The sequence below is a fragment of the Atopobium sp. oral taxon 416 genome (genome assembly GCF_018128285.1).
Taxonomy (GTDB): domain Bacteria; phylum Actinomycetota; class Coriobacteriia; order Coriobacteriales; family Atopobiaceae; genus Olsenella_L.
This window is the reverse complement of the sequence record NZ_CP072380.1, coordinates 2,231,785-2,244,802: the sequence shown is the minus strand read 5'-3', so window position 1 is coordinate 2,244,802 and position 13,018 is coordinate 2,231,785. Positions and strand designations below refer to the sequence as shown.

The 13,018-nt window shown below is 58.4% G+C and carries 10 protein-coding genes; all 10 read left to right on the top strand.

The annotated features are described in order from the left end of the window. Positions 1-135 precede the first annotated feature (135 nt). The gene (locus J4859_RS11820; RefSeq protein ID WP_212330011.1) at positions 136-1,257 is read left to right on the top strand and encodes a GNAT family N-acetyltransferase; all 1,122 of its coding nucleotides are present in this window, start codon (positions 136-138) and stop codon (positions 1,255-1,257) included. A 15-nt stretch (positions 1,258-1,272) separates the two neighbouring features. Beyond that, on the top strand, positions 1,273-3,273 hold the full coding sequence (uvrC, locus tag J4859_RS11815; RefSeq protein ID WP_212330010.1) for an excinuclease ABC subunit UvrC: 2,001 nt from the start codon (positions 1,273-1,275) through the stop codon (positions 3,271-3,273). Positions 3,274-3,578: 305 nt separating this feature from the next. Beyond that, positions 3,579-5,195 carry an ABC transporter substrate-binding protein gene (locus tag J4859_RS11810; protein ID WP_212330009.1) on the top strand — a complete coding sequence of 539 codons (1,617 nt, stop codon included), beginning with the start codon at positions 3,579-3,581 and terminating at the stop codon, positions 5,193-5,195. Positions 5,196-5,306: 111 nt separating this feature from the next. Then, a complete protein-coding gene (locus J4859_RS11805) occupies positions 5,307-6,263 on the top strand; it encodes an ABC transporter permease (RefSeq protein WP_249113636.1) in 957 nt (318 codons plus the stop codon). Between the two features lie 2 nt (positions 6,264-6,265). Further along, positions 6,266-8,314 carry a dipeptide/oligopeptide/nickel ABC transporter permease/ATP-binding protein gene (locus J4859_RS11800; protein ID WP_212330008.1) on the top strand — a complete coding sequence of 683 codons (2,049 nt, stop codon included), beginning with the start codon at positions 6,266-6,268 and terminating at the stop codon, positions 8,312-8,314. Positions 8,315-8,316: 2 nt separating this feature from the next. Beyond that, the gene (locus J4859_RS11795) at positions 8,317-9,147 is read left to right on the top strand and encodes an ABC transporter ATP-binding protein (RefSeq protein WP_212330007.1); all 831 of its coding nucleotides are present in this window, start codon (positions 8,317-8,319) and stop codon (positions 9,145-9,147) included. 34 nt (positions 9,148-9,181) lie between these two features. After that, positions 9,182-10,150 (top strand): acetylxylan esterase, encoded by a 969-nt coding sequence (locus tag J4859_RS11790; RefSeq protein WP_249113635.1) that lies wholly within the window; start codon positions 9,182-9,184, stop codon positions 10,148-10,150. Beyond that, a complete protein-coding gene (locus J4859_RS11785; RefSeq protein ID WP_212330005.1) occupies positions 10,143-11,045 on the top strand; it encodes an acetylxylan esterase in 903 nt (300 codons plus the stop codon). Before J4859_RS11790 ends, J4859_RS11785 begins: the two co-directional genes overlap by 8 nt. A 42-nt stretch (positions 11,046-11,087) precedes the next feature. Continuing rightward, positions 11,088-12,011 (top strand): dihydrodipicolinate synthase family protein, encoded by a 924-nt coding sequence (locus J4859_RS11780; RefSeq protein ID WP_212330003.1) that lies wholly within the window; start codon positions 11,088-11,090, stop codon positions 12,009-12,011. 32 nt (positions 12,012-12,043) lie between these two features. Next, entirely contained in the window at positions 12,044-13,000 is a 957-nt protein-coding gene (locus J4859_RS11775) for an ROK family protein (RefSeq protein ID WP_212330001.1), read from the top strand. The last annotated feature ends 18 nt before the right edge of the window (positions 13,001-13,018 follow it).

The window sequence follows — 13,018 nt, the reverse complement described above, 5'->3', positions numbered from 1 at the left end:
AGCGCGAACGGAGCAAGATTTCTCGCCTGTGCCGTGTGCGGTAGACTAGCGTATGTATTTGGACTGCTGACACCGAGGTATCGGGATGCAGTGAGCGTTTAAGTTCAACATCGCTTTCTGAGGGAGGACCAACCATTGGATATCCGTACAATTTCGCTGAGTGAGCTCGCCGACAGTGTCACTAAACAGGGCCTCAATCTCCCTATTGAGCAGACTGCGGAGTGGTCGAGGTATCAAAACACGATCGAAGGCCGCACAGACTGGGGTACCCTTGCCTTTGCTAAGGGTGGCAAAGATGTCGCCTATGCCCTCTTTATCGACTACCTCACGCATGGATACCACTACTTGAGCTCCATCCATGGACCAGTATGGCTGCATGACCCCTCTGAGAAAGAGGAGATGGAGCTTTCGCAGTCGCTCGTGGATTACCTACACAAGGTGGACAAGAAGGTTGTCTTTGTGCGTATGGGCATCAAGAACGATATCCCGATGGCAAAGCGGGCACTCTCTATCACACCCTATGACCACACGGTGATCCTGGACGTGACCGGCGGAGATGACGAGATCTTGAAGCGTATGAAGCCCCGCGGCCGCCGCGATGTGAGAAAGTCACTGCGTGAGAGTCCCGCGGAGTGCGCGGATGAGACCGAGCAGGCTACGAAGTCCTTCAAAGAATACTATGCGGTGATGGAAGAGACCGGCAAGCGCGATGACTTTATCCCGAGCCCGCTCTCCGACTACGAGAACATGATCCGTATCCTGGGGCCTGAGCACTGCCGCGTGTATGCGGCACGCGTCGACGGCAAGATCGCCAGCTGGTCGATCGTCACGATCTCAGGGAAGCGCGCAGTGCGCTACTACGGCGCTTCCGCGACCGGCTTTGCCCGCATGCATGTGACTGATAAGCTCGTCTACTTCGAGGAATGTGACCTCGGCGCCAACAAAGGTGTTACATCCTACGATATGATGGGTATAGGATCAGCGTTATCACCCCAGCTGATGGGCCTCAACGAGTTCAAATGCAAGTTCTCAAAAGAGACCTTTGAAGTCGCCCCTCAGCGCGACCTTCCGGTTCACCCCCGCTTCTATAGCATGCTCGTCACCGCCCGTAAGGGCGTCGTGAAACTGCGCGCGTGCAAAGGGAGCGATGCGGAGAAGGTACGGGATCAGAAACTAGAACAAAGACGTGCCTCAATCAGTGCGCACCAGAACGAGAAACTCAAAGAGGACGATGCGCGGCGCGACAACAATAAGTAAGGTGCACCGTTTTTTATGTCTCATGCTCCATTACCCTGGGAGGTTAGCCGTGACGGACAGCCTTCCTTAGCTGAACAGGTTGAGCAAGTACCGACGGACCCTGGCTGCTATCTCTGGAAGAATGAGTCAGGGACCGTCATCTATGTAGGGAAAGCCAAGAACCTCCGCAGCCGGATGCGGCAGTACATCAAGCTCACGGATGACCGTGAGAAGATACCGATGATGATGAACGAAGTCAGATCGTTCGACTACATCGTGGTGGAAAACGAGCATGAAGCCCTGGTATTGGAGCGCAACCTGATCGCTCAGTACCACCCTTACTACAACGTCGACTTTAAAGACGACAAGTCCTATCCCTATATCGCGATCACGGAATCTGACGTGTTCCCTGCGATCAAATTCACCCGTGAGCATCACAAGAGGGGTACGCGCTACTTTGGGCCCTACACGGACGCCAAAGCTGCTCGTAAGACTATCGATATCCTGCGTAAAGTCGTGCCGATCTGCTCCGCCAACTGCGTCGAGTGGAAGCGCACGAAGCGCATGTTGGCGGCCCATCCCGACCAGGAGGACGTCGCAACCCTCTTTTTAGCCAATGAGGGTAGACCCTGCTTTGACTATCACGTAGGGATCGGGCCCGGCGCCTGCATCGGGGCGATCAACACGGTGGACTACGCGAAGAACGTGAGCCAGGTTGAGCGTTTTCTCCAAGGTCGCCGTCACGACATCATGGACGAGATCAAAGACCAGATGCACGAGGCAGCCGATGATCTGGACTTCGAGCGTGCCGCACGCCTGAAGAAGCGTCTGGAAGCGCTGAGCTCCCTCAACGTGCGCCAACAGGTCATATTCTCCTCGGACGTGGATATCGATCTCATCGGCTTCTACCGTGAGGAGACAATCTCCGCAGCCTGTGTCTTCGTGGTGCGCGAGGGGAGAACTATCCGCTCTGCGCAGTTCATCCTGAACAAAGGACTGGACGTCTCAGAGGAGGAGCTGACCGACAGCTTTATCAAGCGCTACTACGAGGAGACTGCGGACATCCCCTCTGAGGTCGATATCGCGATCGACCTGCAGGACGCCGAGGTCTTGGGGGAGTGGCTAACCGAGGAACACGGAAAGGTCACCCGCCTGCACCGTCCACAGCGCGGCGAGAAGTTCAAGCTGCTGGGCATGGCAAAAGAAAATGCGATGCACGCGCTCAAGCGCTACATGGTGCGCACGGGCTACGACGATGAGCGGACTAACCGGGCGCTGATGGAGTTGGAGTCGGCCCTAGCCTTGAATAAGCCACCGATGAGGATCGAGTGCTTCGACGTCTCTACGATCCACGGGCACTTCACGGTAGCCTCGATGGTGGTGTTCACGAACGGCAAACCGAACAAGTCGCAGTACCGGCGCTTCAAGATCCAGACACCTTTGAAAGAGGCAAACGACTTTGTCTCGATGAGTGAGGTGCTTTCACGGCGCTATGGGCCAAAGACGATGGCGGACAGACGGTTCGGCTCGAAGCCGGACCTGCTGGTGCTCGATGGCGGCAAACCGCAGCTGACCGCTGCGATAGAGCAGCTGAGTAAATTGGGCCTCGATATCCCCTGCTGTGGTCTGGCAAAGTCAGATGAGGAGATATTCGTCCCCTGGGATGACACCCCGATTGTCTTACCTTCCGGATCCCCCTCCCTTTACCTGATCAAACGGGTCCGCGATGAGTCGCACCGCTTTGCGATCACCTTCCACCGTGAGCTCAGAGGGAAGGCGATGACGAAAAGCGTGCTGGATGAGGTGGATGGCATCGGCCCCACCAGAAAGAAAGCTCTGATGCGCCACTTCGGATCGCTCAAGAAACTGAGACAAGCCTCGGTTGATGAGATCGCCTCGGTGAAAGGTATCCCGCGTGAGGTGGCCGAAGGCGTGTGGCAGACACTGCGCGCTTGGGACGAAGAGCGCGAAGATGAGCAGCGTGCGGCGAATGGTGGCCCGTCTTCAGGGAGTGACAAAGCACCACTTGAGGTGTAATTCAAGGTACAGGCCGAAATATTTTCTCTGAGATGAATAAGAAGCTGAATAAATCATTAAAAGACCTGGTAAAGGTGACTCTCACACGAAGTGTGCAGCAGGCATATGTGGTATAAATGTGCAATACGTCTGATCAGGCTATATTACCGCTGACATTATGCACTTTTCCGTTGGGCAGACCAAATACTGAGATTTAGGGGTTGAGCTCCCAAAACACTTTTGAAAGGCTCAAACTGAGAGTCGGAAAGAGTGGTAAAAAAGTTTTCCAAACAGTTTGATCCGCGCAGCGGAGAAGGAGAGCAGCTATGAACAATCTCACACGGAGGAACTTCATCGGTGCAGCAGGTGTCTCAGCGGCAGCTGTAGGCCTTGCGGCATGCGGTGGGAGCTCCTCGAATTCCTCATCACCCAACAGTTCTTCTTCAACTGGTACCGAGGGTGGCGGCACGATCAGCGCGGGTACCGCCTACAGCACCCAGAACTACGATCCTTCCTCCACCTCATCTGCACTGGCCTGTGGCGTCAACTGGCAGGTCTGCGAAGGCCTCTACGGGATTGACTTCCACGACTACAGCACGTTCAACGAGCTGGCAACGGGGGATCCGCAGCAGATCGATGATACCCACTTTGAGGTAACTCTGCGTGACGGCGCCCAGTTCTCTGACGGCAGCCCTATCACCCCAGAGGATGTTGTTGAGTCCTTCAACCGCGCGAGTGGCAAAGCGGCCGATTGGGAGGGCAATATCTACACCTCGATGCTTTCGCCATTCGAGTCGATCGAGAAGAAGGGTGACAAGACCGTAACGATCACCACGACGATCCCGAACTTCTCCCTCGTAAAGGAGCGCCTCGCGATCATCCGTGTCGTGCCGGCAAGCTCCACGAAGCAGGAGATGACTTCAAAGCCGATCGGGTCCGGTCCCTGGATGTACGATACGATCTCCGACAACTCTCTTGAGCTCGTTCCGAACCCGAACTACAACGGCGATCACCCCGCCAAGGACAACAAGATCCATTATGACGTCCTGAAGGATGCCACCGCCCGCCTGACCGCAGAGCAGGAAGGCTCTACGATCGTTATGGAGATGGTCACCGCAGACGCCGTTGACACCCTGCAGGGCCTGAACGCCACGATCGACAAAGTCCAGGGCTTCGGCACCCGCTTCCTGATGTTCGACGTCGCAAAGGCGCCCTGGAACGACAAGCGCGCCCGTCAGGCAGTTATGTATTCGCTCGACTATGACGCGATGATCAACAATGCCTTTGCGGGCCTCGCCTGCGCTCCGACGTCCTATCTGCCAGAAAACTTCCCGAACTACCACCGCGCCTCCACGGTCTATACGCACGATGAGGACAAGGCAAAGCAGCTGATCCAGGAGGCTGGCATCACCCCGGGCGACATTGAGCTTAGAACGACCGACAACGAGCAGGTCGTGGCGATGGCAACGCAGGTCAAGGAGAACCTCGATACCTTGGGCTTCAACACCACGATCAAGACCGATACCTCCGCCGCTACCTATGCGGCGATCGATCAGGGCGACAACAGCTACGATCTGCTGCTCGCACCGGGTGATCCGTCCTGCTTCGGCGCGGACCCGGACCTGCTGATGAACTGGTGGTTCGGCGACAACCTGTGGATGAAGACCCGTTGCCCGTGGGAGGGCAGCGATGAGTGGAAGCAGCTCAACCAGCTGATGCAGCAGGCGCTCGGACAGAGCGGCTCTGAGCAGCAGAACACCTGGAACCAGTGCTTTGATATCCTGGCGGACAACGTTGTCCTCTACCCGGTGCTGCAGGTCCAGACCGTCACAGCTTCTTGGCAAGATCCGACGCAGGCACCGAACGGTGTGGGCATCAAGAACTTCAGTGGCATCGGCACGACCGGCCTCTACTTCCTGGATTCCACCACGGTATCCGCGTAGCGCAGAGATTCTTTCAGTCGCGGCCAATCCAATAGTTTTGTGATAGCCAAGGAGGCCCGGAACCTTCTCCGGTGGTCTCCTTGGCTCGTTTTATCAGGGAAGGAGCGATGAGTGAATAATCTCTTGCGCCTTATCGGTAGACGCCTGATCGCGCTGCCGATCATGGTATTCGGTGTAACTATTCTGGTATTTTTCCTCATGTCGTTCTCACCGGTCGACCCCGCCTACAACGCGTTGGGTGAGTCAGCGACCCCAAAGGCAGTGGCTCAGTATCACGAAGAGCACGGGCTCGATGACCCTTGGCCGGTCCGCTACGTCAACTACATGGGTGGCCTGTTCCACGGGGACCTCGGCACCTATGGCGCCGCAAACTACTCAGTGGGACAGCGCATCTCTGAGGCACTGCCAGTCACGATGCAGCTGACCTTCATAGGCTTGATTATCGGCGCGGTTGTCTCATTCCTGCTCGGTGTCATTGCAGCTCTGTACCGAGACCGATGGCCTGACCAACTGATCCGTGTCTTGTCTATCGGCGGCTTAGCTACGCCTTCGTTCTGGATGGCAGTGCTGCTGATCCTGCTGTTCTCGACCTACCTGCACTGGCTGCCGGCGTCCGGCGCCCTGCCGAACTTCCTCGAGAATCCGGGCGGCTATCTGGCACGTATGGCGATGCCCGCCATCGCTTTGGCCTTCCCGCTGACCGGCCAGATGACCCGTATCGTGCGTACCGCTATGGTTGAGGAACTGGACAAAGACTACGTCCAGACTGCCCGCGGTGCCGGCCTGCCTGAGCGCGTCGTTATCGGACACAATGTCCTGCGCAACGCCCTCATCACCCCGCTCACCACGCTCGGCCTCAAGATCGGCTACCTCATGGGCGGTGCGGTCGTCATCGAAGTCATCTTCAACCTGCCGGGCATGGGCATGGCGATCCAGGAGGGCATCCAAGGCAACGAGACCATGCTGGTCCAAGGCGTCGTTATCGTCGTCGCCCTCACCTTCATCATTATCAACATCGTGGTTGACATGCTGTATCTCCTGATCAACCCAAGAATTAGGGCGGTGTAGCCATGGTCAAGGTACACGAGAAGCAAACGGAGAAACTGGAGGAAGCCGCCGCGAAGGGCAAGCGCTTCGCGGGCTGGAGCAAGATGAGGACCTCCTCCAAGGTTTCCCTCATCATCCTGCTCGTCGTCGTGCTCGCCTCGGTGGTTGCCCCGCTTCTGGCACCGCACAACCCCACGGAGATCTTCCTGGCCCGTCAGGCTCCCGGCAGTGGCTTCATCTTCGGAACCGACGATAAGGGGCGTGACATCTTCGCCCGTATGCTCTACGGCGGCCGCTATTCGCTGATCATCGGCTTCGGCGCTACCGGTATGGCCCTAGTCTTGGGCTCCATTATCGGTGCACTGGCTTCCGTGACGCGCACGTGGATCTGCGAGATCATCATGCGCATCCTCGATATCGTCATGTCCATCCCGGGCATCGCCCTCGCTGCGGTCTTTGTGACCATCCTGGGTAACTCGGTCCCGGCGATCATCTTCTCCATTGGCTTCATGTACATCCCGCAGATCGCTCGTATTGTGCGCGCTAACGTGATGAGCGAGTACGGCGAAGACTACGTGCGCGCAGTCGTCGCCTCCGGTGCCCGCTCACCCTGGATCCTGTGGCGCCACGTGTTGAGAAACTGCATTGCCCCGATCATGGTCTTCACGGTCACGCTCGTGGCTGACGCAATCATCTTCGAGGCGTCATTGACCTTCATTGGCGCCGGCATCACTGAGCCGACCCCGACCTGGGGCAACATCCTCTCCAACGCCCGTCAAGGCGTGTTGGCAGGCCGCTGGTGGCAGGCGGTGTTCCCAGGCCTGGCGATCATGATTACCTGTCTGGCGCTGAACATCCTCGCTGAGGGCTTGACTGACGCTCTGGCCGCAGCCCCGGGTGCTCCGGTTGACCAGGAGAACTCCGAGTCCCGTCGCAGAGACGACATCCTCGCCTCTGACCCGCTGCGCGCTTACAAAGAGCAGGAGCCGGCGCTGCGTCGCCGTCTGGCTGCCCTGCGTGAGGTCGAGTTAGGGCGTCACGACCGTCACGTCCCTGACTTCAGTGTCGAACCGCTGCTGCAGGTCAAGAACCTGAGCATCGCCTTTAAGTCCCACGGCCCCGTCCACGTCGTCGACAACATATCCTTCGACGTCAGACCGGGACAGTGCATGGCGCTCGTCGGCGAGTCCGGCTGCGGCAAATCCATCACCGTCAAGGCGATCATGGGCTTGACCGCCCCCAACGAGACTATCAGCGGTCAGATCCTCTATGAGGGTCAGGACCTCTTGAAACTCACCAGAGAGCAGCACCGTCAGCTGCTCGGCACTGAGATCGCGATGGTCTACCAGGACGCCCTGTCCTCGTTGAACCCCTCCATGCTGATCTCTGCCCAGATGAAACAGCTGACCGATCGCGGCGGTACTCGCTCCGCTGAAGAACTGCTTGAGCTGGTAGGCTTGGATCCAAAGCGGACGCTCGAGTCCTATCCGCACGAGCTCTCCGGTGGCCAGCGTCAGCGTGTGTTGATCGCTATGGCCCTGACGCGTGACCCGTCGCTGGTTATCTGCGATGAGCCGACGACCGCGCTGGATGTCACCGTCCAGAAGCAGGTCATCAAGCTCCTGAACGACCTTAAGGCCAAGCTCGGCTTCGCAATGATCTTTGTGAGCCACGACCTGGCGCTGGTCGCCGAGGTCGCCTCTGAGATCGCCGTTATGTACGCAGGCCAGGTGGTTGAACAGGCTCCGACGAGCGAGCTCATGGAGAACCCGATCCACGAATACACCCGCGGCCTTCTGGGCTCCGTCCTCTCGATTGAGGAAGGCGCCAAGAACGGCACCCGCCTGCACCAGATCCCGGGCTCCGTGCCTTCACCGGAAGACTTCCCGAGAGGTGACCGGTTCGCGCCGCGCTCCAGCCATCCGACGCTCGGTTACGATGTCCATCCGGTCATCAAGAAGCTGCCGGATGTCTCGAAGCACCACAGCTTTGCGGAGCTGCCCGATGACTATCTGAAGCAGAATGGCCTCACACCCTATCTCGTGAAACTGGCCGCCCAGGAGGTGAAGTGACCATGGAGGATACGGTGCAGCTCAAAAGCGATGTCCCTATCATCAAACTGGATGACATCTCTGTCACCTTCAAGACGAGGACCGGTTCGCTCTTTCACCCCAATCTGGTGCACGCCGTGCAGCACGTCAGCCTGGAGCTGGCGAAAGGGGAGACCATCGGTATCGTCGGCGAATCCGGCTGCGGCAAGTCCACGATCGCCAACGTGATGTGCGGCCTGCAGGTCCCGACGTCCGGCTGGGTCTATTTCAAAGGCGCTGACGTCACGAAGCGCACCGCTGACATGCGTATGAAGATCGGCCGTGTGGTCTCCGTGGTCTTCCAGGATCCTGCCACTGCGCTGAACCCTCGCATGATCGTGCACGATCAGCTGCAGGACCCGCTTTTGGTCCACCACGTGGGGAGCGAAGCGGAGCAGGAGAAGCGTATCCGTGAGCTGATTTCACTGGTGGGGCTCCCGAAGTCCGCACTCAGAGCTCTGCCCGGACAGCTTTCCGGCGGTCAGCGCCAGCGTGTCGCAATCGCGCGCGCCATGTCACTTAACCCCTCCGCAATCATCGCGGATGAGCCCACCTCCGCGCTGGACGTCTCCGTCCGTGCGCAGATCCTGAACCTGTTGATGGACCTGAAGCACAAATTCGAGCTGTCGATGGTGTTCATCTCCCACGATATCCAGACCGTCCGCTACATCTCCGACCGCATTATCGTTATGAACCACGGCCAGATCATGGAGCGCGGTCCCGCAAAGCAGATCTTTGAGCGCCCGAAAGACCCCTATACCAAGACCCTGCTTGGAGCGGCCCCGTCGCTGCTCCATCCCAATCTCTCTGAGTGAGGCAGATGATGGTATGAAACATTCTCCAGATGCGATGACCGAAATGAAACGCTACCGCGGCACCAATCCGATCCCGGATGACTTTGAGGATTTCTGGAAAGAGCGCATGAGCGAGGCCGACCGAGAGCCGCTCAAAGCCAAGCTGGTGCCCTCCGATGTGATCCCACCTTGCCCCACCTCCCGTGCTTTCGATCTCTGGTTTCGGGGTATGGGGGCAGCCAAGCTCTACGCGAAGGTGTTCATGCCGACCGAGAAGCTCGCAGGTCCTGGGCCGTGGCCCATGGTGATGAGGTTCCACGGCTATCCCGGCCGCACCCGCAGCTGGCTTGAGAACGCCTCCTGGGTCGGGATGGGTTGCATCTTGGTCTCGATGGACAACCCCGGTCAGGGCGGCCGCTCCGAGGATGTCGGAGGGTTTACGGGCACCACGGTTGCCGGTCATCCGATTTTGGGGTTGGGTGGAGATCCTAAGAACCTCTACTACGTGAGGCTCTATCAGGACATCCGGATCCTATTTCGCACGATCGCGGCGAGTGAGGCGCTCAACCACTCCAAGACCTACATCTACGGGGATAGCCAAGGCGGGGGCGTTGGGATTGCCACCTGCGCGCTGAATCCGAAAGCGATCGATAAGGCGGGGATCCTCTATCCCTTCCTCTCTGACTTCCAAGAGGTGTTTGAGCTCGATGCGGACATTGTGGCTTATGGCTCGCTGCGCTACTACTCGCGGTGGTTTGATGCTACCGGGGCGCACGAACAGGAGAACTTCTACAAGCTGGGCTACATCGACACGCTGTCCTTTGCCCACCTCGTTGCGTGCCCGGTGCTGTTCGGCACGGGATTAGCGGACACCGTGTGTCCCCCGATCACGCAGTTCGGGGTCTACAACAATCTTACCTGTCCCAAGAAGCATCTACTCTATCCGGACTACGGACACGAGGAGATACAGGCTTTCGATGATGAACTTCTGAGCTTCTTCCAGGAGGCGAATAATGATGAGTAGTTTTGCAGCAGGCACGACGAAGAAGGCGAGCTTGGATGTGGACATCTACTGGACCTTGCGCTGTGCGGACCTTGAAGCTCCAAAGCTCCTCTCCGCTGAGGATGCTCCCTATCAAACTGAGGTAGCCCACTACCAAGTGCTGACCTTCGCGGGAAGCGATGGATATGAGCTCAAGGCACGTCTCATTTCACCGCGGCGCATCCCGCATGCCCCCTGTGTGATCGATTTCTACGATGGAGAACGCGGTCCCCGTGGGTGGCACCACCTGACGCGCTGGATCGCGCTGGGCTGCTGCGTGCTGCAGCCGGTTTATCGCCCCTGGCCAGAGGACCTCACTGCAGGTTGGGAAGGTGGCTCGGATACCCTCGTTTTAAATCAGCTCGTTGAGGACGGAGTCTCTGCGGTACTGCTCGCAGAGCGCCTCCCTGAAGTGAAATACAACAGGCTTCTGCTCTACGGGGAAGGGTTTGGGGGAGGAATCGGACTCTCCGCCGCCTCGATCGCCGAGATGCTCGGGACCAGGCTGAAGGCAGTCTCTGTGCTCAACCCCTATCCGACTGACGCTGACTACGTGTGGGAGCAGGACCGCTGTGAGGGGCTCTACGAGAGCCTGACCCGCTTCTTCAGGGATCAGGATCCCCGCGGCAAACAGGCCACCAAGCTCTTTGAGACACTCAACTACGCTGATCCGGCAAATCTGGTCGACAATCTGCTGACACCGCCGGTTCAATTCGGAACCTCTGAGATGGATACGATCGCGCTGCCTGAGACGCAGGATCGGTTAGCTCAAGTGATCCCGCACTGCCAACGCATCACGTATCCCAAGTGGTGCCATGAGCGGATCAATGATTTTGAGGATGCGACACTCGAATTCTTCCAACCCTATTGTTCCTAGTTGTCTTATATCTATCTGGTTTACAGAGAAAGGCACAAGCACATGTCCAATCAATTCAAGCTGAGGGGCGTTGTCCCTCCCGTCGTTACCCCGGATCTGCCCGATCATACGGTGGACATCCCATCGTATGAGCGCCTGATCAACCGTCTGATCGATGCAGGCGTTAACGGGCTCTTCCTTCTGGGGTCAACCGGGGAGGTTGCCTTCTCGGATGACAGACACCGTGAGCAGATCGTGACAGAGGGCATCCGCATTGTCGATGGGCGTGTGCCGGTACTGGTTGGCTGCATCGATACGGAGACCGACCGTGTGATCAAGCATGCGCGCCGTGCCCAGGAGCTCGGCGCGGACGGCATCGTCGTCACCGCGCCGTTCTATGCGTTGGGCGGGATCGACGAGCTCAAGGAGCACTTCCGCATCATCTATGCTGAGATCGACCTGCCGATCTTTGCCTACGATATCCCCGCGTGTGTCCACACGAAGATCCCCTGGAAGGTCGCGATCGAGCTTGGACAGGAAGGCACCATCGCCGGCGTGAAGGATTCCTCCGGTGATGATATAGGCTTTCGTTACCTGGTGGAGGCCAACAACAAGATCGGGCACCCGATGAGCCTTCTGACTGGCCACGAGATTGTGGTCGACGGGGCGTACCTCTCCGGTGCCGATGGCTCGGTGCCGGGCCTGGCCAATGTTATCCCTGAGCTCTATGTGGCGCAGTGGAAGGCGTACCAGGCCGGCGACTGGGTGAAGGTCAAGGAGCTCCAGGACCAGATCAACGAGGTCTCACACATCTTCGACGTGACCAAAGGTGTCGTGGGCTATGCGGGAGGTGTCGGCGCCTTCAAGACTGCTTTGAACCTGATGGGTATCTTCGACCACGACACGATGCCGCATCCGGTCAGGTCGCTGCAGGGTGCGAACCGTGAGGCGATCAAGAAGGTCCTCGTCGAGAATAACGTCCTGTAAAGCATTTTGCAAAACGAGAAGGGAGCGATCCTATGGCAGACATCGCACAGGTGGTCGCGCTTGATATCGGAGGCACAAAGATCGCCTCTGCACTGGTGAGCTTTGAGGAAGGCAAGAAGCCGCAGGTGAGCCTCTATGAGAAGGTCCCGACCGGAGCGGAGCAGGGCGGTAAGCACACCCTGCAGGTCGCGCTCGACAGCGCTCAGCGCGTGATCGATGCTGCATCCGGCCAGATCGCGGGCATCGGGGTTTCCTCCGGCGGCGTGATCGACCCCAAGACTGGGGACGTCACCTACGCCAACGAGATGATGCCCGGTTGGGGTGGTACCCACCTGGGGCAGGAGCTGCGAAACAGGTTCAACCTGCCTGTACGGGTCATGAACGACGTCCATGCCCACGCCTTCGGCGAAGCGATGTGGGGTGCCGGATCCGGCAAAGAGTACAGTCTCGTGTGTGCCGTGGGTACCGGTATCGGCGGCGCATTCGTGGACCACGGACACATTCTGCTCGGGGCCCATTCACAGGCGGGCCATATCGGGCATGTCGCCTGCACGGATGCGAAGGGTACCCCCTGTAACTGTGGGGCGATAGGGCACCTAGAGCCAATCGCCTGTGGCCCGGGGATCATCTCCTACTATGAGGAACTTGCAGGTGACAAAGCGATGCCAAACGCGGATGGTAAGACGATCTCTGAAGCGGCTGACAGAGGTGACCAGGCAGCCATTGAGGCAGAGCACCGTTCCGGCCATGCACTGGGAGAAGTGCTGGGATCGCAGGTGAACATGTTCGACCCCAACTGCGTGATCCTCTCGGGTTCTGTGGCTAAGAGCGGGAGAGTGTGGCACGACGCCCTGAAGGAGGGCTGGGCGGAGACCGTGATGCCGCCGGTGGCAAACACCCCGATTATGCAGGGGACTTTGGGCGATAACGCACCGCTGATCGGTGCGGCTCAGAATGTTCTGCGCAGCGCCTACATCGATATCCAGTGACAAAGAGAGAGGGGATAC